Annotated in this window: 25 protein-coding genes; 7 read left to right on the top strand and 18 right to left on the bottom strand. The window is 68.5% G+C overall.

From position 1 onward, the window contains the following. Positions 1-36: 36 nt before the first annotated feature. The 3 genes from ACWH49_RS02375 to ACWH49_RS02365 are packed head-to-tail and all read left to right on the top strand — an operon-like array spanning position 37 to position 2,920. Positions 37-468, top strand: coding sequence for an Lrp/AsnC family transcriptional regulator (locus ACWH49_RS02375; RefSeq protein ID WP_056467045.1), 432 nt, complete (start codon positions 37-39; stop codon positions 466-468). Between the two features lie 56 nt (positions 469-524). Next, positions 525-1,757 carry a cytochrome P450 gene (locus ACWH49_RS02370; RefSeq protein ID WP_448169987.1) on the top strand — a complete coding sequence of 411 codons (1,233 nt, stop codon included), beginning with the start codon at positions 525-527 and terminating at the stop codon, positions 1,755-1,757. Between the two features lie 20 nt (positions 1,758-1,777). Next, a complete protein-coding gene (locus tag ACWH49_RS02365) occupies positions 1,778-2,920 on the top strand; it encodes an ABC transporter substrate-binding protein (RefSeq protein WP_448169986.1) in 1,143 nt (380 codons plus the stop codon). A gap of 12 nt (positions 2,921-2,932) precedes the next feature. On the opposite strand, the gene ACWH49_RS02360 is transcribed toward ACWH49_RS02365, so the two are convergent. From ACWH49_RS02360 to ACWH49_RS02325, 8 genes are all read right to left on the bottom strand, one after another. After that, positions 2,933-3,394: a CHRD domain-containing protein gene (locus tag ACWH49_RS02360; protein WP_448169985.1), complete on the bottom strand. Its 462-nt coding sequence runs from the start codon at positions 3,392-3,394 to the stop codon at positions 2,933-2,935. A gap of 121 nt (positions 3,395-3,515) precedes the next feature. After that, on the bottom strand, positions 3,516-4,268 hold the full coding sequence (locus ACWH49_RS02355; protein ID WP_448169984.1) for an SDR family NAD(P)-dependent oxidoreductase: 753 nt from the start codon (positions 4,266-4,268) through the stop codon (positions 3,516-3,518). Next, positions 4,265-5,284: a D-erythronate dehydrogenase gene (gene denD / locus ACWH49_RS02350; RefSeq protein ID WP_448169983.1), complete on the bottom strand. Its 1,020-nt coding sequence runs from the start codon at positions 5,282-5,284 to the stop codon at positions 4,265-4,267. Before denD ends, ACWH49_RS02355 begins: the two co-directional genes overlap by 4 nt. After that, positions 5,281-6,087: a 2-oxo-tetronate isomerase gene (gene otnI / locus ACWH49_RS02345; protein WP_448169982.1), complete on the bottom strand. Its 807-nt coding sequence runs from the start codon at positions 6,085-6,087 to the stop codon at positions 5,281-5,283. The genes denD and otnI overlap by 4 nt, the downstream gene beginning before the upstream one ends. A gap of 5 nt (positions 6,088-6,092) precedes the next feature. After that, positions 6,093-6,758, bottom strand: coding sequence for a class II aldolase/adducin family protein (locus ACWH49_RS02340; protein ID WP_448169981.1), 666 nt, complete (start codon positions 6,756-6,758; stop codon positions 6,093-6,095). Next, entirely contained in the window at positions 6,755-8,026 is a 1,272-nt protein-coding gene (gene otnK, locus ACWH49_RS02335; protein WP_448169980.1) for a 3-oxo-tetronate kinase, read from the bottom strand. The genes ACWH49_RS02340 and otnK overlap by 4 nt, the downstream gene beginning before the upstream one ends. After that, positions 8,023-8,955: an L-threonate dehydrogenase gene (gene ltnD, locus ACWH49_RS02330; RefSeq protein ID WP_448169979.1), complete on the bottom strand. Its 933-nt coding sequence runs from the start codon at positions 8,953-8,955 to the stop codon at positions 8,023-8,025. The genes otnK and ltnD overlap by 4 nt, the downstream gene beginning before the upstream one ends. Next, positions 8,952-9,677 (bottom strand): FadR/GntR family transcriptional regulator, encoded by a 726-nt coding sequence (locus tag ACWH49_RS02325; protein WP_448174290.1) that lies wholly within the window; start codon positions 9,675-9,677, stop codon positions 8,952-8,954. Before ACWH49_RS02325 ends, ltnD begins: the two co-directional genes overlap by 4 nt. 226 nt (positions 9,678-9,903) lie before the next feature. Between ACWH49_RS02325 and ACWH49_RS02320 the strand changes: the two genes are divergently transcribed. The 4 genes from ACWH49_RS02320 to ACWH49_RS02305 all read left to right on the top strand — a co-directional run bounded on the left by ACWH49_RS02320 (position 9,904) and on the right by ACWH49_RS02305 (position 14,174). Further along, entirely contained in the window at positions 9,904-10,977 is a 1,074-nt protein-coding gene (locus tag ACWH49_RS02320; protein WP_056464354.1) for an ABC transporter ATP-binding protein, read from the top strand. A gap of 71 nt (positions 10,978-11,048) precedes the next feature. Continuing rightward, entirely contained in the window at positions 11,049-12,377 is a 1,329-nt protein-coding gene (locus ACWH49_RS02315; protein ID WP_448169978.1) for an ABC transporter substrate-binding protein, read from the top strand. 16 nt (positions 12,378-12,393) lie between these two features. Beyond that, positions 12,394-13,299 (top strand): carbohydrate ABC transporter permease, encoded by a 906-nt coding sequence (locus ACWH49_RS02310; protein WP_448169977.1) that lies wholly within the window; start codon positions 12,394-12,396, stop codon positions 13,297-13,299. Continuing rightward, positions 13,296-14,174 (top strand): carbohydrate ABC transporter permease, encoded by an 879-nt coding sequence (locus tag ACWH49_RS02305; protein ID WP_448169976.1) that lies wholly within the window; start codon positions 13,296-13,298, stop codon positions 14,172-14,174. The genes ACWH49_RS02310 and ACWH49_RS02305 overlap by 4 nt, the downstream gene beginning before the upstream one ends. Before the next feature lie 23 nt (positions 14,175-14,197). Here ACWH49_RS02305 and ACWH49_RS02300 read toward each other — a convergent pair whose 3' ends face one another. The 10 genes from ACWH49_RS02300 to ACWH49_RS02255 all read right to left on the bottom strand — a co-directional run bounded on the left by ACWH49_RS02300 (position 14,198) and on the right by ACWH49_RS02255 (position 22,885). After that, positions 14,198-15,019: a hypothetical protein gene (locus tag ACWH49_RS02300; protein ID WP_448169975.1), complete on the bottom strand. Its 822-nt coding sequence runs from the start codon at positions 15,017-15,019 to the stop codon at positions 14,198-14,200. Positions 15,020-15,040: 21 nt separating this feature from the next. Continuing rightward, the gene (locus ACWH49_RS02295; protein ID WP_056464346.1) at positions 15,041-15,802 is read right to left on the bottom strand and encodes a FadR/GntR family transcriptional regulator; all 762 of its coding nucleotides are present in this window, start codon (positions 15,800-15,802) and stop codon (positions 15,041-15,043) included. Next, positions 15,799-16,182, bottom strand: a complete 384-nt coding sequence (locus ACWH49_RS02290) for a hypothetical protein (RefSeq protein WP_448169974.1) — start codon at positions 16,180-16,182, stop codon at positions 15,799-15,801. Before ACWH49_RS02290 ends, ACWH49_RS02295 begins: the two co-directional genes overlap by 4 nt. 11 nt (positions 16,183-16,193) lie before the next feature. Further along, on the bottom strand, positions 16,194-16,964 hold the full coding sequence (locus ACWH49_RS02285; RefSeq protein WP_448169973.1) for a glucose 1-dehydrogenase: 771 nt from the start codon (positions 16,962-16,964) through the stop codon (positions 16,194-16,196). Continuing rightward, the gene (locus ACWH49_RS02280) at positions 16,961-17,497 is read right to left on the bottom strand and encodes a gluconokinase (protein WP_448169972.1); all 537 of its coding nucleotides are present in this window, start codon (positions 17,495-17,497) and stop codon (positions 16,961-16,963) included. Before ACWH49_RS02280 ends, ACWH49_RS02285 begins: the two co-directional genes overlap by 4 nt. Before the next feature lies 1 nt (position 17,498). Continuing rightward, positions 17,499-18,572: an ABC transporter ATP-binding protein gene (locus ACWH49_RS02275; RefSeq protein WP_448169971.1), complete on the bottom strand. Its 1,074-nt coding sequence runs from the start codon at positions 18,570-18,572 to the stop codon at positions 17,499-17,501. Between the two features lie 34 nt (positions 18,573-18,606). After that, positions 18,607-19,458 (bottom strand): carbohydrate ABC transporter permease, encoded by an 852-nt coding sequence (locus ACWH49_RS02270; protein WP_448169970.1) that lies wholly within the window; start codon positions 19,456-19,458, stop codon positions 18,607-18,609. 10 nt (positions 19,459-19,468) lie between these two features. Further along, positions 19,469-20,329, bottom strand: a complete 861-nt coding sequence (locus ACWH49_RS02265; protein ID WP_448169969.1) for a carbohydrate ABC transporter permease — start codon at positions 20,327-20,329, stop codon at positions 19,469-19,471. 113 nt (positions 20,330-20,442) lie between these two features. Beyond that, the gene (locus ACWH49_RS02260; protein WP_448169968.1) at positions 20,443-21,834 is read right to left on the bottom strand and encodes an ABC transporter substrate-binding protein; all 1,392 of its coding nucleotides are present in this window, start codon (positions 21,832-21,834) and stop codon (positions 20,443-20,445) included. 103 nt (positions 21,835-21,937) lie between these two features. After that, positions 21,938-22,885, bottom strand: a complete 948-nt coding sequence (locus ACWH49_RS02255; RefSeq protein ID WP_448169967.1) for a 2-hydroxyacid dehydrogenase — start codon at positions 22,883-22,885, stop codon at positions 21,938-21,940. Positions 22,886-22,905: the final 20 nt, after the last annotated feature.

Here is a 22,905-nt window from a genome sequence, read left to right as displayed (position 1 = left end):
GTTCATCGATCAATCTGTTCAGGCCCAATGAGCAACATGACCAACCTCGACGACACCGATCGCGAACTGCTCGCGCTGCTGCGGCAGGACGCGCGCCTGCCCGTCGCGACGCTGGCGACCAAGCTGAAGGTGGCACGCGGCACCGTGCAGAACCGGATGAAGCGCCTCGAGCGCGACGGCGTGATCGTCGGCTACACAGTGCGCGTGAAGCCGCAGGCCGAGGGGCACCGGATCCGCGCGCTGATGACGATCGTCGTCGAGGGCAACCGCGGCGCCGAGGTGCTGCACGCGCTGCGCGGCCACCCGAACGTGACCGGCCTGCACAGCACCAACGGCCGCTGGGACCTGATCGCCGAGCTGCGCGCCGACACGCTCGAGGCCTTCGACCGCGCGCTCGGCAACATCCGGCTGATCGAAGGCATCGCGAGCACCGAGACGAGCCTGCTGCTGTCGACGCACAAACTCTGACGATGGGGTATCTCCTCGCGCATTCGCGGCCGGTTCGGCCTTAGATTCGCCGACGCATGAACATCGCCACCTTCGACCTTCGAAACCTGCCCGACGCGTTCTACGACGACCCGTTCCCGACCTACCGTGCATTGCGGGAACAGGCGCCGGTCAAGCGCATGCCGGACGGCAGCGTGTTCCTGACCCGCTACGCCGACATCGTCGCGGTCTACAAGGACCCGAAGACCTTCAGCTCCGACAAGCACGAGGAGTTCGGCCCGAAATACGGGCTCGATTCGGCGCTGTTCGAGCACCACACGACCAGCCTGGTGTTCAACGACCCGCCGCTGCACACGCGGGTGCGCCGCCTGATCGCGGGCGCGCTGACGCCGAAGCACATCGCCGCGATGGAGGTCGGCCTGGTCGCGCTGGTCGATGGGCTGCTCGATGCAATGCAGGCGCGCGCCGAGCAGGGCGAGACGATCGACCTGATCGAGTCGTTCGCCGCGGCGATCCCGGTCGAGATCATCGGCAACCTGCTCGGCGTGCCGCACGCCGAGCGCGGGCCGCTGCGCGACTGGTCGCTCGCGATCCTCGGCGCGCTGGAGCCGGCGCTCACGGATGCGATGCATGCGCGCGGCAACGCCGCCGTGACCGACATGCTGACGTACCTGGAGGGCCTGGTCGCGCGCCGCGCGCAGGCGCCGGGCGATCCGGAGACCGACGTGTTGACGCGGTTGATCCAGGGCGAAGTGATCGGCGAGGGCGGCGTCACGGAAAAACTCTTGGCGAAAGAGTTGCTGCACAACTGCATCTTCCTGCTCAACGCCGGCCACGAAACGACGACCAACCTGATCGGCAATGGCCTGAAGAGCCTGCTCGACGCGCCGGCTCAGAAGGCGCGCCTGCTCGCGGAACCCGGGCTGATCCGCACCGCCGTCGAGGAATTCCTGCGCATCGAGAGCTCGAACCAGCTCGGCAACCGCATCACGACCGTCGCGACCGAGATCGGCGGCGTGTCGCTCGCCCCACGCACGCAGGTCACGCTGTGCATCGGCGCGGCGAATCGCGATCCGGCGCAGTTCCCAGACCCCGACCGGCTCGACATCGCACGATCGCCGAACCGCCACGTGGCGTTCGGCTCCGGCATCCATCAGTGCGTCGGCATGGGCCTCGGCCGGCTCGAGGCGCGCATCGCGATCGGGCGCTTCCTCGCGCGCTTCCCCAACTACCGATTGGCCGGTCCGGCCGTGCGCTCGAAGCGGGTGCGCTTCCGCGGCCACCTCGCGATCCCGGCCACGCTGCTTTGAATTTCAACAGGAGACTACAAATGAACCCACGTTCGCTGATCGCGCTCGCGATCCTCGCCGCCACCAGCTGGCCCGCACTGGCCCAGATCAAGATCGGCGTCACGCTGTCGACCACCGGCCCGGCGGTGTCGCTCGGCATCCCCGAGAAGAACACGATCGCGCTGCTGCCGAAGACGATCGGCGGCAAGAGCGTCGAGTACATCGTGCTCGACGACGCCAGCGATTCGAGCGCCGCGGTCGTCAACACCCGCCGGCTGACGCTGGAGGACAAGGTCGACGCGATCATCGGCTCGACCACCACGCCGAATTCGCTGGCGATGACCGATGCCGTGGCCGAGAGCGGCACGCCGACGATCTCGCTCGCGTCCAGCGCCCGCATCATCGAGCCGATGAGCCCGAAGAAGGCGTGGGTGTTCAAGACGCCGCAGACCGACACGATGATGGTGCTCGCGATCCTCGAGCACGCCGCGAAGCGAGGCATCAAGTCGATGGGCTACATCGGCTTCAACGACGCGCTGGGCGAGGCGTTCTACGCCGAGTTCGAGAAGTTCGCGTCGGTGCGCGGCATCAAGATCGTTGCCAACGAACGCTTCGCGCCGCGCGACACCAGCGTCACCTCGCAGGTGCTGAAGCTGGCGGCGGCGAACCCGGAGATGGTGGTGATCGGCGCCTCCGGCACACCGGCGGTATTGCCGGCGCGGGCACTGGTCGAGCGCGGCTACAAGGGCAGCGTCTACTTCAACCACGGTGTGGCGAACAACGACTTCCTGCGCGTCGGCGGCAAGGACATCGAAGGCGCGTTCGTGCCCACCAGCCCGGTCGTCGTCGCCGCGTCGCTGCCGGCCGATCATCCGGCGAAGGCGCAGGCGATGGCGTACGTGAAGGCGTACGAGGCCGTCAACGGTGCCGGCAGCGTCTCGGCGTTCGGTGCCTACACCTGGGACGCGGGGCTGCTGCTCGCCCACGCCATTCCCGTCGCGCTGAAGACCGCGCAGCCCGGCAGCAAGGAGTTCCGCACCGCGCTGCGCGACGCGCTCGAAGCGACTCGCGACCTCAAGGTCTCGAACGGTGTGACCAACATGTCGAAGAACGACCACCTCGGGCTCGATCAACGGGCCCGGGTGGTCGTGAAGGTCGAAGGCGGGAAGTGGAAGCTCGACTGAGCTTCCACGCCTTCAGTTCGCGAGGACCTGACCGCGAATCTCGCCGCCCGGGTTCTGCGCGGTGTGGATGTTGACGTACCACTTGCCGGCCATCAGATCGGTGACCTGTGCGGGCGTCAGCGTCGCGCTGCCTTCGGCGGGGCTCGCCGCGCTCGGGAACGGCACGACGACGCCGGCGTTCGCCCCGGGCATAGCCGGGCCGTGGAAGTGCGCCATCGTCGCCGGGCCGGTCAGGCCGGAGTACGTGACGCGCCACTTCAGCACGCTGCTCCCCTTGTCGAAGGTGGCTTCCAGCGTGCCGGTGCCCGGGCTGGCGTTGGAGGGCACCTCGGCCGCCGCCGACAGCGTCGCGCGGAAGGTCTGCGTCGCCATCGTGGTCGGCGTCGCATTCATCATCGGGGTCGAACTGCAGCCGGCGAACACCATGGCGGTGGCGAGCAGGCTGGCGCGAAACAGGGTGGGCAAGGGCGTCATGGCGGTCTCCGTGAGGGCAAAGGATTGGTTCTGCCCCGTGGCGTCGCCGCCGGGCAGCGACGCAGCATAGGCCGGCGCCCGCCGGGCCGCTGTCGGACGAGATGCCGTCCGCAACGGCGGTTCAATAGGTCGCGCGTCCGCCCGACAGGTCGAACACCGCGCCGGTGCTGAACGAGCACTCCTCGGACGCCAGCCACGCGATCATCGCCGCGGCTTCGCCGACCTCGAGGAAGCGCGCCATCGGGATCTTGCTGAGCATGAACGCGATGTGCTGCTCGGTCATCGAGTCGAAGATCGCGGTCTTCGCGGCCGCGGGCGAGACGGCGTTGACGAGGATGCCCTTGGTCGCGAGTTCCTTAGCGAGCGACTTGGTCAGCGCGATCAGGCCGGCCTTCGACGCGCTGTAGTGCGAGGCGTTGGGGTTGCCTTCCTTGCCGGCCACCGACGCGATGTTGACGATGCGGCCGTAACCCTGCTTCAGCATCTGCGGCACGACCGCGCGGCAGGTCAGGAACGGGCCGACGAGATTGACGTCGATCACGCGCTGCCAGGCTTCGGGCGAGAGTTCCCAGGTCGGCGCGTTGCCGCCGGTGATGCCGGCGTTGTTGACCAGGATGTCGATCTTGCCGTGCGCCTTGACGGCGTCGGCCGCGGCGGCGTCGATGTCCGGCGCCATCGTCAATTCGACGATCGAGGTGCTCACCTTGCCGAGCGTGCCGAGCACGTTTTCGGCATCGGCCAGGCGCACTGCGTCGATGTCCCACAGCACGACCTCGGCGCCGGATTTCAGCATCCGCTCGGCCACCGCATAGCCGATGCCCTGGGCCCCGCCGGTGATGACCGCGACGCGGCCTTTCAGGTCGATCTGGTTCATCGTGCGAGGCCTTTCAGGGTCTGGTCGGCGTTCGGTGCCTTGCTGCAATCGTCGATGTACTGACGGATGATCTCGGCGAAGTTCTCGTGCGGCAGCAGCCCCAGCTTCGCGGCGCGCGCGGCCGAGGCGCCGCTCGGCCAGTTGGCGACGATGCCGGCGATGCGCTCGTCGCGGTCGAAGCGCACGAGCTGCCGCACCGCCTTGCCGGCGACCTGTTCGAGCGCGGCCAGCATGTCGGCGACGCGAACGTTCAGAGCCGGCAGGTTCAGCGCGGTGCGGCCGTTGAATTCCTCGCGGCTCGCTTCGTACACCCGGATCAGGCCCTCGACCGTGCGGGTCGGCGACGAGATCGGGTGCGAGACGTTCTCGTCCACCGGGCAGATCGATTCGACGCCGGCCAGCGGCTCGCGGATGATGCCGCTGAAGAAAGACGACGCCGCACCGTTCGGCTTGCCGGGGCGCACGCACACCGTCATCAGCCGCGCGGCGCGGCCGTCGAGGTAGCCCTTGCGGGTGTAGTCGGCCACCAGGTGCTCGCAGACGAGCTTGTGCATGCCGTAGGAGGTCTGCGGCGCCGGCAGGGTGTCGTCGGCGACGACCTTGGGCAGCGGCACCGCCGGGTCCGGGCCGAACACCGCGACCGAGCTGGAGAACACCAGCCGCGGCGCCTGACCGCCCGCGTTCACGTTGGCGCGGATCGCGTCCAGCAGTGCGCGCGTGCTGTCGAGGTTGGAGCGCAGGCCGAGGTCGAAATCGGCCTCGCATTCGCCGGAGACGGCCGAGGCGAGGTGGAACACGCCGTCGAACGCCTCGTCGCGCAGCGCATCGGTCTGTGTCAGCAGCGCGCCGGTGCGGCCCTCGACGCGCGGGTCGGCGAGCAGGTCGACGCGCGGCGGGGCGATGTCGGTCAGCACCACTTTGGTGACCTCACGGCCTGCCAGCGTGGGGCGCGCGAGCAGCGCGCGGGCGAGGCGGTCGCCGAGAAAGCCGCCGCCGCCGGTGATCAGGATCTTCATGGGTGCTTGACTCCGTGTTGTCGTTGGGTGCGCAGCCAGCCGAGGCCGGCGGACGTGCCGGCACGCGGCCGGTACTCGCAGCCGATGTGGCCGGTGTAGCCGAGTTCGTCGATCACGTCGAACAGGTAGGGGTGGTTCAGTTCGCCCTGGTCGGGCTCGTGGCGGTCGGGGACGCCGGCGATCTGCAGGTGGCCGACGCGGCCGGTCGGCAGGTACTTGCGCAGCTTCATCGCGACATCGCCCTCGACGATCTGGCAGTGGTACAGGTCCATCTGCACCTTCAGGTTGGGTGCGTCGATCTCGCCGACGATCTCGTGCGCGTCGTCCTGCCGGTTCAGCAGGTAGCCCGGGATGTCGCGCTTGTTGATCGGCTCGATCAGCAGGTCGAGCCCGACGGCGGCGGCCTCGCGCGCGGCCCACGCCAGGTTGGCGACGTACGTCGCACGCAGCGCCGGCCGCTCGATGCCGGCCGGCATCAGCCCGGCCATCACGTGGATGCGTGGGCACCCGAGCGCGAGCGCATACGGCAGCGCCTGCTCGAGGAGGCCGCGGCGGAACTCGTCGCGGCGCTCGGCATGGCTCGCGATGCCGCGCTCGCCGGCGATCCAGTCGCCGGGCGGCGCGTTGAAAAGGACCTGCTTCAGGCCGTTATCGGCCAGCCGCGCGGCGATCTCGGCCGGCGGGTGGTCGTAGGGGAACAGGAACTCGACCGCATCGAACCCGTCCGCCGCGGCCGCCTGGAAGCGTTCGAGGAAGGCGTGCTCGGTGTACATCATCGACAGGTTGGCTGCGAACTGCGGCATGGGCGTCACCATCGTGCGCCGAAGGCGCTGCGGAGGTCGTCGATCTGCGCGTCGCCGAGCGGCGCGGGCTGCGGGCGGGCCGTGCGCCACAGGCGCGCGGTCTCTTCGAGTTCTTCGAGCACGGCCATCGCGCTCGCCGGTGAATCTTGCCAGACCGTGGGGCCCAGCCGGTCGAGCAGCACCGCGCGGATCGGGGCCTTGCGCGCCTGTGCGGCGGCGATCTCGGCGGCCACCAGCGCGGCGACCGCGGGGTGGCCCGGCCGGTGGTACGGGATCAGCGGCACGCGCCCGACCTTCATCACGAAATACGGCGTGATCGGCGGCAGCGCCGCGTCGGCGCGCCACACGCCTTCGAGCGTCAGCGCGACGAGCTGGGTGCTGTGGGTGTGCAGCACGCACTGCGCCGCGGGTTCGGCGGCGTAGATCGCGCGGTGCAGCGCGAGCGTCTTGCTGGCGCGAGCGGCGCCGAGCGGCTCGCCGTCCCGATCGGCGTGGGCCAGGTCGTCGGGCATCAGGAAGCCGAGGCAGGCATCGGTCGGCGTGATCAGGAAGCCGGCCTCGTCGGGCAGCCGCACGCTGATGTTGCCGGCCGCCGCGTGGACGTAGCCGCGCTCGAACAGCGAGCGGCCGACGCGGCAGATCGCCTCGCGCTGGGCGGCGAAGCCATTCATGCCGCGGTCGACGCGCGCAGCGCCTCGTGGAAGAAGTCGGGGCCGCCGAAGTTGCCCGATTTCAAGGCCAGGTGCAGCGGCGAACCGGTGGCGACGCCTTCGGCCTGCGTCCACGGCACGCCGGGGCAGATGGCGGCGCCGATGCGCAGCTGCGCGACGCCGAGCGCCTGCACCACCGCGCCCGAGGTCTCGCCGCCCGCGACGACGAGGCGGCGCACGCCGCCGTCCACCAGGCCGCGGGCAACGCGCGCGAGGCAGGCCTCGACCAGCGCGCCGGCCTGCATCGCGCCGAGTTCCGCCTGCACCGATTTCAGATCGGCGGCCGACGCGGTCGCGTAGACCAGCACCGGTTCGTCGCCCTGCGTGCGCGCGAAGGCGAGCGCGGCCTCGGCCACCGCCTCGCCACGCGCCAGCGCGCGCGGGTCGACCGCGAACGCGGGCCGGCCGGCATCGCGCCAGCGCCGCACTTGCGCGTTCGTTGCCGTCGAGCACGAGCCGGCGATCACCGCGGCGCCGCCGGGGGCCGCGTCGAGCGCAGCGGCCTGCGCATCGGGCACGAGCCAACCCCGATCCGCATACAGCGCGGGCAGCCCGAGCGCGAGGCCCGACCCCGCGGTCAGCAGCGGCAGGTCGGCGCAGGCGGCCGCCAGGGTGCGCAGGTCGTCGTTGGTGGTCGCGTCGGCGATCGCGAGCTCGAAGCCGTCGCGCTGCAGCGCGGCGATGCGGTCGCGCACCGCGGCCACGCCTTGCGCGATCGTGTCGTAGCGGATCAGCCCGACGCTGCGCCGGCTCTGCGACTGCAGCACGCGCACCAGGTTCGCATCCGTCATCGGTGTCAGCGGGTGGTGGCGCATGCCGGAATCGCTGAGCAATTCGTCGCCGACGAACAGGTGGCCGCGGAAGATCGTGCGGCCGTTCTCGGGGAACGCCGGGCAGGCGATCGTGAACGGCGCGCCGAGCGCGTCCAACAGCGCCTCGGTGACCGGGCCGATGTTGCCGGCGGCGGTCGAGTCGAAGGTCGAGCAGTATTTGAAGTAGCACTGCTTCATACCGGCCGCCTGCAGCCAGCGCAGCGCGGCGAGGGATTGCTCGACCGCGTCGTCGGCAGGATTGGTGCGGGTCTTCAGCGCGACGACGACGGCATCCGCATCGGGCGCCGGACCGTCCGGCACGCCGATCACCTGCACCGTGCGCATGCCGGCGCGCACCAGCATGCTGGCCACGTCGGTGGCGCCGGTGAAGTCGTCGGCGATGATCCCCAGGATCATGGCTTCACGGCCGCCTTCGGCAGCTCGATGCCGGCCAGGCCGGCATAGAACTTGATCACCGCCGAGTCGTCTTCTGCGCCGTGGCCGGCCGCGGCGGTCGCGAGGTAGAGCTGGTGTGCGGTCGCGGCCAGCGGCAGCGGGAACTGCAGCTTGCGCGCCGCGTCGAGCACGATGCCCAGGTCCTTGATGAAGATGTTCACCGCCGACAGTGGCGTGTAGTCGCCGTCGAGGATGTGCGGCACGCGGTTCTGGAACATCCAGCTCATGCCGGCCGAATTGCAGATGACCTCGTACAGCGCGCGCGGCTCGGCGCCGGCGCGCATGCCCAGCGCCATCGCCTCGCAGGCGGCGGCGATGTGCACGCCGGCCAGGTGCTGGTTGACCATCTTGACGGTCGAGCCGACGCCGGCCACGTCGCCGAGGCGATAGACCTTGCCGGCGATCGCGTCGAGCAGCGCGCCTGCAGCCGCGAACGCCGCGGGCTCGCCCGAGGCCATCACGGTCATCTGCCCGGCCGCGGCCTTCGTGGCGCCGCCGGAGACCGGCGCGTCGATCAGCAGCAGCCCGTTCGCCGCCAGCCGCTGCTGCCACTGGGGCGGCAGCGTCGGGTCCACCGTCGCCGAGCAGATCACGACCGAGCCGGCGCGCAGGTGGCCGGCCAGCCCGCCGGCGCCGAACAGCACCTCCTCGGTCTGGGCCGCATTGACGACCAGCACGACGACCGCGTCGCATTGCGCGCCCAGCTCGGCCAGCGAATCGGTCGCGCGGCCGCCTTCGGCCACGAAGCGTTCGCGCGCCTCGGCGCGGGAATCGAGCCCGATCGTCGTCACGCCGTTGCGCAGCGCGGTCAGCGCGGCGCCGAAGCCCATCGATCCGAGGCCGACGACGCCGAGCACCTGCCCGGCGCGAGAAGAGGGTGGGGGGGTCATTTGCTGCTCCGTCGGTTCGGCTTCCCGGGTGCGGGGATGATCCCGCCCTCGATCAGGCGAAGTTCGCTGTGCGCCATGTGCTCGCGGGCGCGGCGGCGCGCGAGCGCCGGGTCGCGCGCCGCGATCGCGTCGACGATCGCGCGGTGCTCGAGCCGCACCGCCTCCATGAAATCGCGCCGGCGCGATTCGTTGCCGCGGGTGATGCGCATGCCTTCGCGCAGGTACTGTTCGAGGAAGCCGAGCAGCAGCGTGAACTGCGGGTTGCCGGTGGCCTCGCCGATCGAGCGGTGGAACGCCAGGTCCTCGGCGACGCCGTCGTGGCCGGCCGCAGCGGCCGCGTCGATCGCCCGCAGCGCGCGGCGCATCGTCGCGACCTGCGCCCGCGTCGCGCGCTCGGCCGCGAACGCGGCCATCTCGGCCTCGATCACCCGGCGCACCTCGACCACGTGAACGACCGACTGCACCGAGCCCAGCACCGCGGGGTCGAAAGTCAGCGGCTGGTGCAGCGGCGGCGGCGCGACGAACACGCCCGAGCCCTGGCGGGAGACGACCATCTCGCGCGACTTGAGCTGGTGCACGGCCTCGCGGACGACGGTGCGCGAGACGCCGTGGGCCAGCGCCAGCTGCGCCTCCGTGGGCAGGCGGTCGCCGGGGCGCAGCGCGCCGGAATCGATCTGGTCGCCGAGCAGCACTGCCAGCCGATCGGACAGGCGCAGCGGCATCAGCCGCGGCGTGGAAGAGGGTGGGGCCGAGCCGGGCGCAGGCCGACCTGCAGTCGAGGAAAGCAGCATGGTGATCAGGTCATCATACAAATTCCGAGAATCTGCCGTCTAACGGTTTGCCCTGATGGCGTACGGCCATCGCAATACCGATACTGCCGCGGCATTGCGAGATTGCCGCTGCGGAGTTCCCTCGGCGAATCCGACCGCGATCCTCAGGAAAGAGTGCATGGCCAGCGTCACGATCCAGGCAGTCAAGAAGAACTTCGGCGAGGTCCCCGTCCTGCACGGCGTCGACATCGACATCCGCGACGGATCATTCACCGTGCTGGTCGGCCCGTCGGGCTGCGGCAAGTCGACGCTGCTGCGCATGATCGCCGGACTGGAGCAGATCAACGCCGGCGAGATCCGCATCGGCGACCGCGTGGTCAACGACCTGCAGCCGAAGGAACGCGACATCGCGATGGTGTTCCAGAACTACGCGCTGTACCCGCACATGACGGTGCGCGAGAACATGGCGTTCTCGCTCGCGCTGGCCAAGATGGACGCCGCGACCGCCGATGCCAAGGTCAAGCGCGCCGCCGAGATCCTGGCGCTCGACGCGCTGCTCGACCGCTACCCGCGCCAGCTCTCGGGCGGCCAGCGCCAGCGCGTCGCGATGGGCCGGGCGATCGTGCGCGACCCGCAGGTCTTCCTGTTCGACGAGCCGCTGTCGAATCTCGACGCCAAATTGCGCGTCGCGATGCGCAGCGAATTGAAGGAACTGCACCAGCGCCTGAAGACCACCTCGATCTACGTCACCCACGACCAGATCGAGGCGATGACGATGGGCGACAAGATCGTCGTGATGCGCGACGGCCGGATCGAGCAGACCGGCGGCCCGCTCGACCTGTACGACCACCCGGCCAACCAGTTCGTCGCCGGCTTCATCGGCTCGCCGGCGATGAACTTCCTGCCCGGCACGCTGCGCCGCACCGCGAACACCGCGCATGTCGAGCTGAACGACGGCACGCAGCTCGACGCGCCGCCGCTGACCGGCGGCGTCGACGGCCAGCCGGTGGTCTACGGCACCCGGCCGGAGCATCTGACGCTCGCCAGCAGCGGCGGCATTCCCGCCAAGGTGGTCGTGATGGAACCGACTGGCATGGACACGTTCATCGCGTGCCGGCACGAAGGCGTCGACATCTCGGCGGTGTTCCGCGAGCGCTACGACTTCACGCCCGGCAGCACGATCCACCTCGTCCCCGACCTGCAGCGCGCGCACCTGTTCGACGCCAGCAACGGCAAACGCCTGGCGGCCTGACCGCGGCTGCCGACCCGCAACCCACTTCCTTTCCCGCGACCCCGCAATCGTTCACCGAAGGAGACACCCCCATGACCGAGTTCAATCGCCGCAAGTTTCTCGAAAGTTCCGCTGGCGTTGCCGCCGCAGCGACCGTCGGCACCGGAGGGGCGGTGTTCGCACCGGCGGTGCACGCACAGACGCTGGCGCTCAAGCCCGAGAAGGGCGCCAAGCTGCGCGTGCTGCGCTGGAGCCGCTTCGTGCAGGGCGACATCGATGCCTACATGGCCAACGTCAAGAAGTTCACCGAGAAGACGGGCATCGAGGTGCGGGTCGACAACGAGGGCTGGGAAGACGTGCGCCCGAAGGCGGCCGTGGCCGCCAACACCGGCGCCGGCCCGGACATCATCCTGTCGACCAACGACGACGCCAACCTGTACCCGGACAAGCTGCTCGACGTGACCGACGTGGCCGAGTACCTCGGCAAGAAGTACGGCGGCTGGTACCCGGCCTGCGAGGCCTACCTGCGCCCGGACGGCAAGAAGTGGATCGGCCTGGCGCTGGGCGCGGCGGGTTCGTACATGGTCTACCGCCAGAGCCAGGTCAAGGCGGCCGGCTTCGACGCCTTCCCGAAGACGACCGACGACTTCCTGAAGATGTGCAAGGCGCTGAAGGAAAAGGGCACGCCTGCCGGCATGGCGCTGGGCAACGCCACCGGTGACGGCCTGTGGTGCAACTGGCTGATGTGGGCGTTCGGCGGCCAGCTGGTCGACAAGAACAACAAGGTCGTGATCGACAGCCCCGAGACGCTGAAGGCACTGGAGTACGCGAAGGAGCTCTACGCCACCTTCATCCCGGGCACGCTGTCGTGGCTGGACCCGAACAACAACAAGGCCTTCCTGGACGGCCAGGTCAGCGTCACCAACAACGGCATCTCGATCTACTACGCCGCGAAGAACTCGCAGGACCCGAAGGTCAAGGAACTGGCCGGCGACATCAACCACGCCTCGTTCCCGATCGGGCCGGTCGGCGTCGCGACCGAGTCGCACCTGTTCTTCAACCAGATGATCTTCAAGTACACCAAGTACCCGCAAGCGGCCAAGGAGTTCCTGCGCTTCATGATGGAGAAGGAGCAGTTCGATCCGTGGCTCACGGCGGCCGGCGGCTACATCGCACAGCCGCTGCGGGCCTACGAGGCAACCTCGATCTGGACCAGCGACCCGAAGAACACGCCTTACCGCGACGGCGTCAAGAACATGCGGCCGACCGGCTATGCGGGCAAGCTGGGTTACGCCTCGGCCGGGGCGGGCGCTGACTTCATCGTCGTCAACATGGTGGCCGAAGCGGCCAGCGGGTCGAAGACGCCGAAGGAAGCCGCCGAGCGCGCGCAGAAGCGCGCCGAGCGCTACTACAAGGTCTGACGCAGAGCCCCGACGCATGAACGCCCTGGAACGCTTTCAGAACAACAAGAATGCGCTCGGCTGGGCGTTCATGCTGCCGGCGACGGTGCTGCTGCTGCTGTTCCTCACCTACCCGCTGGGGCTGGGGACCTGGCTCGGCTTCACCGACGCCAAGATCGGCCGTGCCGGTGAATACATCGGTCTGGAGAACTTCAGCTTCCTCGTCACCGACAGCGTCACGCAACTGGCGCTGTTCAACACGCTCTTCTACACGGTCGTCGCGAGCATCGCCAAGTTCTTTCTCGGCCTGTACCTGGCGATCCTGCTGAACAAGCGGCTGCCGTTCCAGAGCTTCTTCCGCGCCGTGGTGCTGCTGCCGTGGATCGTGCCGACGGCGCTGTCGGCGATTGCGTTCTGGTGGATCTTCGACGCGCAGTTCTCGATCATCAGCTGGGTGCTGGTCAAGCTCGGGCTGATCGACCAGTACATCGACTTCCTCGGCAACCCGTGGAACGCGCGCATCTCGACCATCATCGCCAACGTCTGGCGTGGCATCCCGTTCGTCGCGATCTCGCTGCTGGCCGGGCTGCAGACGATCTCGCCGTCCTACTACGAGGCCTCGGCGATCGACGGCGCGACGCCGTGGCAGCAGTTCCGCCACATCACGCTGCCGCTGCTGACGCCGATCATCGCGGTGGTGATGACCTTCTCGGTGCTGTTCACCTTCACCGACTTCCAGCTGATCTACGTGCTGACCCGTGGGGGCCCGCTGAACGCGACCCACCTGATGGCCACGCTCGCGTTCCAGCGCGCGATCTCGGGCGGTGCGCTGGCCGAAGGCGCAGCGATCGCCACGCTGATGGTCCCGTTCCTGCTGGCCGCGATCATGTTCAGCTACTTCGGCCTGCAGCGCCGCGCGTGGCAACAAGGCGGCGACAAATGAGCAACTCGAAGAACAACGACGCCTCGGAGGGCATGGACTTCCTGCAGTCCATGCCGCGGCGCTGGGTCACGATCTACATCCCGATCGTGCTGTTCGTGATCGTGCTGCTGTTCCCGTTCTACTGGATGGCGATCACCTCGTTCAAGCCGGACAACGAACTGCTCTCGCGCGACGGCAACCCGTTCTGGATCATCGGGCCGACGCTCGCGCACTTCGAGAAGCTGCTGCTCAGGACCGAGTACCCGGCCTGGCTGTGGAACACCGTGATCGTCTCGGTGGTCTCGACCGGCGTCTCGCTGGTCGCCTCGGTGCTGGCCGCCTACGCGATCGAACGGCTGCGCTTCCAGGGCGCCAAGCCGGCGGGCGGCGCGATCTTCCTCGCGTACCTGGTGCCGCCGTCGATCCTGTTCATTCCCCTGGCGGCGATCGTCGTCAAGCTCGGGCTGTTCGATTCGCGCATGGCGCTGATCCTGACCTACCCGACCTTCCTGATCCCGTTCTCGACCTGGCTGCTGATGGGCTACTTCCGCTCGATCCCGTACGAGCTCGAGGAGTGCGCGCTGATCGACGGCGCCACGCGCTGGCAGATCCTGGTCAAGATCGTGCTGCCGCTCGCGGTGCCGGGGCTGATCTCGGCCGGCATCTTCGCGTTCACGCTGAGCTGGAACGAGTTCATCTACGCGTTGACCTTCGTCTCGTCGAGCGAGAACAAGACCGTGCCGGTCGGCGTGGTCACCGAACTCGTCGAGGGGGACGTCTACCACTGGGGCCCGCTGATGGCCGGCGCGCTGCTCGGCTCGCTGCCGGTCGCGTTCGTGTACTCGTTCTTCGTCGAGTACTACGTGTCGGGGATGACGGGGTCGGTCAAGGAGTAGCGGCGGGCTCCGCCCGCCCGGGCTCAGGGCTGCTTGAACGCCTGGACCGTTTCCCACGCGGTGGCCTGCAGGTGCGCGGCGACGTCGGCGGGGAGGCCGGCGGTGTAGCGGTTGCCGACCGGCGAGATGCCGTAGACCGACGCGAGCACCGTCGACGCCGCGAGGTAGGTGCCCATCAGGCTCGGGTGGCGCTTGTCCGGCTCGTACAGATTCAGGTCCGGCCGCTTCGCGATCGAACGCGCGAACGCGAGGCCCGCGGGTACGACCTTGGCGCGGTTCTCGGCACCGGCCTTCAGGTAGGCGGCGGCGAGCTGCTCGGTCATCTCGGGCTTGTCGGAGTAGGCCCACGACATGAAGAACACGGGCTCGGCGCCGTGGCGGCGCGCGGTGGCGCTGTTCTTCGCGGCGTACTCGTGGAACACCTTCGAGAGCTGCGGATGGATCGGGCACTGGCTGCAATCCATCACGATCACCACGTCGAACGGCTTGTCGAACTGGTTGAACACGACGTTGTTGTTCGCGTCGAACGAGTACGAGCCGACGCCGCCGGGTCTGAAGTGAGCCTCGAGGTCGTGCCAGTTGATGCCCGAGCCGCTGATCGTCGCTGAGGTCGCCCGGTAGCCTTTCTCGCCGGGGTTGGCCGCGGCCAGCAGGCGGCCGACGTGGCCGTGCATGCTGTTGTTGTAGTAGAAGAAGCTGTTGCCGACCCACAGCGCGGTCTTCGGCGGTGCGGCCGGCGCCGTGGCGCTGCGTGCGGCCGGCGGCGCGGTGGTGGTGCAGGCGCCGAGCGTGGCGGCGATCGCGAAGGCGGACGCCATCGTGGAGAAGGCTTGGTGCATCTTCATCGGCAAGCTCCTGAAGTGGGTTCAGCGGGCGACGGCCTTGAGTCGCGCCTTGAGGCGGGGCGCCGGCGCGCCGAGCGACGGCAGCTTGCGGCGCGTCGTCAGCACCTCCTCGATGTCCTCGTTGGCGCCGTCGATCAGCACGATGATCGCGCGCTCGGCCTTCTGCGGCGATCGCGCGATCACCGCGTCGAGCACGGCGCGGTGCAGCGGCAGCGATTGCGCCGGCCCGTCGGGCCGTGAGGTGGAGATCTCGAAGCTGGTGCGCAGCAACGCACCGAGCGCCTTGCTCATCTGCGCGACCATGCGGTTGTGGCAGGCGCGCAGCAGGCCCTGGTGGAAGCGCAGGTCGCTGCTGACGTAGTCGCCGCCTTCCTCGATCGACAGCTTCATGCCGGCGTAGGCGGCCTCGATCTCGGCGATGTCCTGCGGCGTGGCGCGCTCGGCGGCCAGACGGACCGCCGCCGGTTCGACCAGGCGGCGCAGCTCCTGCAGGTCGCGCAGGAACTCGCGCGACAACCCGGCGCGCGATTGCCACGCGACGACGTCGGGATCGAACCAGTTCCACTGCTCCTCGGCCAGCACGCGCGTGCCGACCTTCGGGCCGGTGACCAGCAGCCCTTTCGCGATCAGCGACTTCACCGCCTCGCGGATCACGGTGCGGCTGACGCCGAGTTCGTCGCACAGCACGGGCTCCGGCGGCAACGAGCTGCCGACCGGGTAGCGACCGGTGACGATCGCTTCGCCGAGCAGATCGACGGTGCCGCCGTGGACGTTTTTGATCATGTCCTGACGAACGCCGTCACAAGCGGCTCGTCGCCCAACTGGCGGCTCCAGTGGCCGTGGACCGCGGGGTCGAAGGTGGCACCGGCCGGCAGCGTGTCGTCGGAGAGAAAGTGCTGACCGGGCCCGAACACGCGGGCGCTGCCGTCCTGCAGGTTGATCTCCATCCGTCCGCTCAGGATGAACACCCACTGCGGCGTTGTCGTGACGTGGAAGCTGCTGCGGAAGCCGACCGGGCTGTGCCGCAGCTGCAGGCCGCCGCTGGGCATCAGCGCCGACAGCATCGAACTTGGCGTGCCTTCGGGCAGCGCGATCTCGTGCTCGCCGAAGCGGGCGCGCCCGTCGGTGTCGGTGAACAAGGTGACTTGGGTGAAGGTGGTCATCGCGGCGTAGGTCAGAGCGTGGCGGTCACACCGCCATCGACGTAGAGAATGTGGCCATTCACGAAGCGCGAGGCATCGCTGGCGAGGAACACGGCCGCGCCGGCCAGGTCCTCGACGTCGCCCCAACGCCGGCTCGGCGTGCGATTGATCAACCAGCTGCTGAACGCCGGGTCGTCGACCAGCTTCTGGTTCAGCTCGGTCTTGAAATAGCCCGGCCCGATGCCGTTGACGTTGATGCCGTGCGGGCCGAGGTCGATCGCCATGCCCTTGGTCAGCATCTTCACCGCGCCCTTGCTGGCGGTGTACGGTGCAATGCCCGGCCGGCCGAGTTCGCTTTGCACCGAGCAGATGTTGATGATGCGGCCGCGCTGGCGCGGCACCATGCGCTGCGCGACCGCCTGGCCGACGTGGAACACGCTGTCGAGGTTGGTGCGCATCAGCTCGGCCCAGTCGGCCGGCACGAACTCGTGGAACGGCGCGCGCCGCTGGATGCCGGCGTTGTTGACCAGGATCTCGATCGGGCCGATCTCGGCCTCGATCGCGGCGATGCCGGCATCGACCGCGGCCCGGTCGGTCACGTCGAACGCACGCGCATGCACCGTCAGCCCCTCGGCCGCGAGTTGCGCCGCGGTCTCGCCGACCTTGACGGTGCCGCGGCCGTTGAGCACGACGCCGGCGCCGGCCTGCGCGAGCCCGCGCGCGATCGCGAGGCCGATGCCCGCGGAGGAGCCGGTGACGAGGGCGAGCCGGCCGTCGAGGCGGAAGGTCTCGGGCGTGATCATCGTTTGCGCGGTGAAGGGAACGGGAGGGCGAGCCAGGCCGCGGCCTGCTTCGCGATGTCGGCGGCGGGCAGGGTCGCGTCGAGCTGCAGCGCGCGCTCGTCGGGCTGCGGCGGCTCCAGCGTCTGCAACTGGCTGTCGAGCAGCGAGCCGGGCATGAAATGATCCGGGCGTGCCGCCAGGCGCGCCTGCAACTCCTCGCGGCTCGCGTGCAGGTGGACGAAGCCGAGCTGGCCCGCCGCGGTGCGCAGCATGTCGCGGTAGCTGCGCTTCAGCGCCGAGCACGAGACGACCAGGCCGTGCCGGCCGGCGCGCGCATCGGCGATCTGCTCCGCGATCTGCAGCAGCCAGTCGCGCCGGTCGTTGTCGGTCAACGGGATGCCGGCCGCCATGCGCTCGATGTTGCGCGGAGGGTGCAGGTCGTCGCCTTCGAGGAACTCGGCCTGCAGCTGGCGCGCCAGCAGCTTGCCGACCGTGCTCTTGCCGCAGCCGCTGACGCCCATCACGACCACCAGCGGGACAGCTGCCGTTGCCATCTCAGCCGAGGCGCTTGCCGGAGGCGGTGTCGAAGACGTGGGCCTTGTCGGCGTCGATCGCGAGGTACACGGTGTCGTCGGGCTTCGCGGCGGTGCGGCCGTGGATGACGACGACGAGCTGCACGTCGCCGACGCGCAGCAGCAGTTCGGTCTCGGCGCCGGTGGGCTCGACGACGATCACCTTGGCCGCGATGCCCTGGCCTTGCGGCGCGAGGTGCACGTCGCCGGGGCGGATGCCGTAGTGCACCGCCTGGCCGTCACGGCCGCCGATCTGCGCCGGCACCGGCCAGCGGGAGCCGGCCGCCTCGACGGCCGTGTCGCCCCCCGAGCCGCGCAAGACGCCCTCGACGACGTTCATCGACGGCGAGCCGATGAACTGCGCGACGAACAGGTTGCCCGGCCGGTCGTACAGCTCGAGCGGCGTGCCGATCTGCTCGATGATGCCGTCGTGCATCACGACGATGCGGTCGGCCATCGTCATCGCCTCGATCTGGTCGTGCGTGACGTAGACCGTGGTGGTCTTCAGGCGCTGGTGCAGCGCCTTGATCTCGGCCCGCATTGCCACGCGCAATTTCGCGTCGAGATTGGACAAGGGCTCGTCGAACAGGAACACCTTGGGGTCGCGCACGATCGCACGGCCCATTGCGACCCGCTGGCGCTGGCCGCCGGAGAGCTCGCGCGGGTGCCGGTCGAGCAGCTTGTCGAGGTTGAGGATGCGCGCGGCATCGTTCACACGCTGCGCCGTGAGCTGGGGGTCGGCATTGCGCAGGCGCAGGCTGAAGCCCATGTTCTCGCCGACCGTCATGTGCGGGTAGAGCGCGTAGCTCTGGAACACCATCGCGATGTCCCGGTCCTTCGACTCGAGGTCGTTGACGACCTTGCCGTCGATCGTGATCTCGCCGGCGGTGATCTCCTCCAGGCCGGCGAGCATGCGCAGCAGCGTGCTCTTGCCGCAGCCGGACGGGCCGACCAGCACGACGAACTCGCCGTCGACGATGTCGAACGAGATGCCGTGCAACACCTTCACCTTGTTGTCGTACGTCTTCTGGACGTTGCGGAAGCCGACTGTGGCCATGCTCAACTCTCGTTCGTGGATCGGGAATGCCCGCTCAGCTCTTCACGGCGCCGGCCGTCAGGCCGCCCACCATGTAGCGCTTGAAGGCGTAGTAGATCGCGGCCGGCGGCAGCGCATAGATCAGGCCGGTGGCCATCAGCAGCTCCCACGGCGAATCGTCGGCCGACAGGAAGTTGCCGAGCGCCACCGCGAGCGTCACGCTGGTGTCGTTCGACAGCAGCAGGAACGCGTAGAGGTATTCGTTCCAGGCCAGCAGCAGCGCGTAGGTGCCCACCGCCACCAGCGACGGCACCATCAGCGGCAGGTAGACCAGGCGGAACAGCTGCAGCGGCGAGGCGCCGTCCATGCGGGCGGCTTCATCGAGCTCGTAGGGCAGCTTGTCGGACGCCTGCTTGAGCACCCAGATGCAGTACGGCGAGGCGATGGTCACCATCGCGAGGATCAGCGCCCACTGGCTGTTCAGCAGCCCGTAGTTCCCCATGGTCTTGTACATCGGCACCGCGAGAAACGCGGCGGGGATGAAGTAGGTGAACAGCGCCAGGTTCATCACCGTGCGTCCGCCGCGCACCTTGAGCCGGCTGATCGCGAACGCGGCCGAGGTCGCGACGAACAGCGTGATCGCGGCGACCGCCACCGCGATCAGCACCGAGTTGCCGAGTTGCACCCAGAAGTGATCCAGGTAGAAGTGCTGCCGCTTGAACACCGTGACGAAGTTCTGCAGCGTCGGGTGGTCGGGCCAGAGCTTGCCCGAGGTGGCCGAATCCTTCGGCGAGATCGCGAACAGGAACAGGTGGTAGACCGGGATGATGGTCCACAGGAACAGCGGGATCCCGATCAGCAGCAGCTTGGCCTCGGTGGTGACGGCCTTCCAGGTCTTGGCGTTCATGGCGTCACCTTCACTTCGAGAGCCGCTTCATCATGAAATACACGAGCGGCAGCACCAGGGGCATCGCCACCACGATCGACGCCATCGACAGGTCGACCTGGTCCAGCCGCAGGTAGCGAATGCCGAGCGTCGCGAGCACGTGGGTCAGGTCGGCCGGGCCGCCGCCGGTCAGCAGGTAGACGCTGTTGAAGTCGCCGAGCGTCCAGATCATCGACAGGATCAGCGAGGTCACGTACAGCGTGCGCATCGACGGCCAGGTGATGAACTTGAACTTCTGCCAGTTGGTCGCGCCGTCGACCGACGCGGCCTCGTACTGTTCCTTCGGGATCGCCAGCCGGCCGGCGATCAGGATCAGGGTCCAGAACGGCAGCGACTTCCAGACGTGCATCAGCATCGCGAAGCCGAGCGCGAGCGTCGGGTCGTTGAGCCAGTTCGGGCCGTCAGCGCCGGTGAGCTTGAAGATCAGCGTGTTGATCACGCCCCACTCGGGGTTCAGCATGAAGCGAACCGACAGGATCGTCGGGATCGACGGCAGCGCCCACGGCAGGATGAAGATCAGCGACAGGATCTTGATCCACCAGCGTTCCTGCACGAAGAAGCCGGACAGGATCATCGCGATGACCATCTTCACGTTGATCGCGACGATCAGGAAGACCAGCGTGTTGATCACGCTGCGGAAGAAGATCGGGTCTTCGAACAGCTTGACGTAGCTCTGCGGGTGCCGCGCCAGCCACAGTCCGTAACCGACCGGGTAGAGCACGAAGACGAGGAACACGATCACATAGGGCAGCACCAGCATGCGGCCCCAGAACTGCCACCGATCGGGGGCGCTGCGCGGGGCCGTCGCGCCCGCCGAAAGGGTGGCATCCATGGAAGCTCAGAAGGTGAATGGAGGAAGTCGCGGGGCGAGCGCCGGGCCGCTCCCAAGCCGGCCCGCATCCCCCCGGGGGATCGGCCGGCGTTTCGCCGGACGAGGGGCTGTCATCACTGCCCGGCCACCGTCTTGATGCGGGCGATCATCTCGTCCACCGCCTTGTCGACCGGCACCTTCTCGTTCAGCACGCGGTTCGCGGCCTTGGCCCAGACGTTCTCGTTGTTCAGCACCGTGAACTTGTAGTTCTTGGTGAATTCGAACGTGACCGTGCCGGCCTTGAACTGGTTGTAGACGGACAGGCGGTGCGGGTCGGCCTTCCAGAACGGGCTTTCCTGTGCCGTCTTGGTGACCGGGAACCAGCGGCCCAGCGAACCCTCGACGTACGGCGTCAGATTCGCCTCCTCGAGCAGGAACGAGACGAACTGCTTGGCGGCCGTCTTGTTCTTGGCCTGGTTGAAGACCACGCCGGTCTTCACGGCCGCGCGGTAGACCATCTTGCTGCCGTCCGGCTTGGTCGGGAAGCCTGCGGTGCGGATCAGCTCGGTGTAGTACTTCTTCGCCGTCGCGCGCTGGGCTTCGGTGAGCGTGGCGTTGTTCATGTCGTCGAGCCACTTGGCGGCGATCGAGATGGTCGCGTTGTGCGTCATCACGGTCGTGCGGTTGTGGAAGGCGACGTTGTTGTCCGGGTCCTTCCAGCTCGTCGACGACGGCGGCGAGCAGCCCTTGGTGTAAGGCGCCGTGTAATCGGTCAGCGTGTTGATCAGGCCCTGGCGCACGCTCGGGTCGTCGACCAGCAGCTTGCCGCTGTCGTTGACCAGCTTGACGTTGTAGGCGTCCATGAACGTGAGGAACGAGTAGAACGAGTCGCTGGAGTCGACGCCGAGCGGCTGCCCGATGCCGAACGCGCGGTTGCCGCTCTTCTGGCGGTAGGCGGGCTGCACCTTGTCGCACCAGAAGCTCCAGTATTCCTTCCAGGTGGTCGGGATGTCCGACTCCTTGAAGCCCGCCTCCGCCAGCATGTCGATCCAGTACTCGATGTGCATGGTCTGCTGCTTGATCGGGAACGCGTAGTACGCGCGCTTCTTGGCCTGATCGTTGTACAGGAAGGTCGTCTCGATCGTGTTCGGCGCGAAGCGCGTGCGGATCGGGTCGATCACGCTGCTGATGTCTTCGAGCTTGCCGTCGTACGCCCACTTGGCGGTGACCTGGAAGTCGTAGACGTCGGCGTAGGCCACGTCCGGCGGGCTTCCGGAATCGAGCGCGGACACGGTCTTCGGGATCATGTCCTGGATCGGGTACTGCGACAGCTCGATCTTGATCTTCGGGTGCTTCGCCTCGAACTTCTTGATCGCCGCGAACAGCGCATCGTCTTCCGACTTGTAGAAACCCTTGACCCACCAGACGGTGAGCTTTTCCTGCGCCATCGCCGGGGCGGCGCCCAGCAGGGCGACTCCGGTGACACTTGTGGCGATGAGGCCGCCGATCCAGGTCTTGAACTTCATGCGCTCGTCTCCTCCGGCATCGCCGGCTTGGTTGCTTATGGTGTGATCGTATGACGATTGAAGGATCCGGCCCTGCGGACTTTCCCGAGGCCGGAGGACACCGTCACTGACATTCCGGCACCGGGGTCAGCACCGGCTGGCCGCTGAGCCTGGCGTCGAGGTTGTTGAACGCCAGATCGGCCATCGCCCGCCGCGTCTGCGCGGTGGCGCTGCCGATGTGCGGCGTGAGCACCACGTTGTCCATCTCGCGCAGCGCCTGCGGCACGTTCGGCTCGTTCTCGAACACGTCGAGTGCCGCGCCGGCGATCGTCCCCGCGCGCAGCGCCTCGATCAGCGCGGTTTCGTCGATCACCGAGCCGCGGGCCACGTTGACGACGCAGCCGTTCGGGCCGAGCGCGCGCAGCACGTCTGCGTCGACGAGCTTGCGCGTGGCGGCGCCGCCCGGTGTGATCAGCACCAGGAAGTCGCTCTGCGCGGCCAGCGTCGCGGCGCTCGGGTAGTAGGTCAGCGGCAGGTCGGGCTTCGCGCTGCGCGCGGTGTAGGCGATCTTCATGCCGAAGGCGGAAGCGCGGTGCGCGATCGCCTGGCCGATCCGGCCCATGCCGACGATGCCCAGGCGCGCGCCCGACATCTTGCGGCCCAGGGGCAGCGGGCCTTTCGGCCACTCGCCGGCGCGCACGAAGCGGTCGGCGCGGCCGATCTGACGCGCCCACGCAAGCATCAGCGCGATGGCGAGATCGGCCACGTCGTCGTTCAGCACGTCGGGCGTGTGGGTGACGACGACGCCCTGCGCTTTCGCGGCAGCGACGTCGATGCCGTCGTAGCCGACGCCCATCACCGAGATCACCTCGAGCGCCGGCAACTGCGCGATCAGGTCGGCGCCGACCTTCGATTCGCCACTGGCCTGGATCGCGCGGATCTTCGGTGCGACCTGGGCGAAGGCGGCCGGGTCGGTCTCGTGCAGGCGCTGATGGACGATGTACTTGGCCTGCAGCGGCTCCAGCAGGAACGGCGGCGGGTTGGCGACGGACAGGATCTCGATGTCTGGCAAGGTGGAACTCCCGGGTTTTC

The sequence above is a fragment of the Rhizobacter fulvus genome, assembly GCF_964020785.1.
The sequence above is the reverse complement of the archived record's forward strand: the minus strand, read 5'-3'. Positions and strand labels throughout refer to the sequence as shown.